At 74.9% G+C, this 1,354-nt stretch carries 1 protein-coding gene; it reads left to right on the top strand.

Annotation, left to right across the window (positions count from 1 at the left end; genetic code table 11):
- Window positions 1-378: 378 nt before the first annotated feature.
- On the top strand, window positions 379-1,354 hold a 976-nt coding region (locus tag KBX53_RS33000), incomplete at its 3' end, for a phosphatidate cytidylyltransferase (protein WP_369010023.1).

Below are 1,354 nucleotides of genomic sequence, written 5' to 3'. Positions count from 1 at the left end.
AGTGCCCTTCCCCCGTGCGGACGCGCCGACGGGTGTCGGCGCCCCACCAGCGGACCACGCCCGCGGTGACGGCTCAGTAGTCGATCGAGCACCGAACGAGTCGGATCGACGGCTGCGGATCGCCTGTGGCCTGTCGTACCGGACGGGTGTGCGTCGCCGGGCACGGCCCGGCGGCGAGGGATGGGGTCGGTCGGCGTGCCTCGTCCGCCGTGCCGGTCCGGTGTGTGCAGTAGGCTCGGCAGGATTCCCGGCCACCGGGTGGTGAACACCGGGGATCGACCGACCGTCGGGGCGGTCAATCGGAGGAACATCGCACGTGTAGGGGATGCTTGTGGTCTTGCGTCATGTGGTGGTTCTCGTGCCGCGTCGCGGTGCGTGATGTCCCACCCCGACCCCTACGGCAGTGAGCCTCGCGGCTGGGACCGGCCGGAGCGCCCGGTGGCGCTGCCGTGGCCGGACCAGGAGCTGGAGGCCGGCCAGTGGAGCCGCCGTCCGGCCGCCGGCCCCGAGCTGTACGCCGAGCCGCACGCCCGGCCGTACGCCGACCCGCGCCCCGCTGACCCGTACGACGAGCGTGGCCGCCCGGTCCGTCCGGACGACCGCTTCGACGACCGCGACCGGCATGTTCGGTTCGACGACCGGAACCAGCCCGACCGGTACGACGACCGGGGTCGTGGCGACCGGTACCTCGATCGTCTCCCCGCCGCTGGCGACGGGCCGCCCCGGTACGACGGCCCGGACCGTGGGCGCTTCGACGAGCCGGGCCCTGTCGACGGCCCTCCCGCCGGTGTCGACGACCCGGGGTACCCGACCGAGCTGCTCGAGCCCGTCCGGGCCGAGGTGGTGCCGGACGAGGCGCCGACGACCGGTCGACGGCCGAAGGGGCGACGTCGGGCCAGCCTCGACCGACCGGCCACCCAGCAGGTGGGCACCGGGCGCGCCGGGCGCAACCTTCCCGCGGCGATCGGGGTGGGGCTCGGCCTCGGCGCGCTGATCGTGGTGCCGCTGGTCGTCTACCCGTTGGCGTTCCTGCCGGTGATCGCCGCCGCGGTCGCGGTCGGCATCTGGGAGATGGCCCGGGCGGTCCGGCGCAGCGGCGCGCACCCGCCGCTGGTGCCGCTGATCGCCGGTGGCGTGTTGACGGTGGGGCTGGCCTGGTTCGCCGGCCCGGACGCGCTCAGCCTGGGGCTGCTGGTCACGGTGCTGGGCACCATGATCTGGCGGTTGGGTGACGGGCCGGCGGGCTTCCAGCGGGATCTCACCGCGGCCACCCTGATCGCCGTCTACGTGCCGTTCCTGGCCGGTTTCGCGGCGTTGCTGGCGGCGGCCCCCGATGATGGCCCGCTGCGCATCC

Origin of the sequence: Micromonospora sp. M51 (assembly GCF_018070305.1) — a bacterium.
In the GTDB taxonomy this organism is placed as follows: domain Bacteria; phylum Actinomycetota; class Actinomycetes; order Mycobacteriales; family Micromonosporaceae; genus Micromonospora; species Micromonospora parva.
This window is presented reverse-complemented; position numbering and strand designations above follow the sequence as displayed.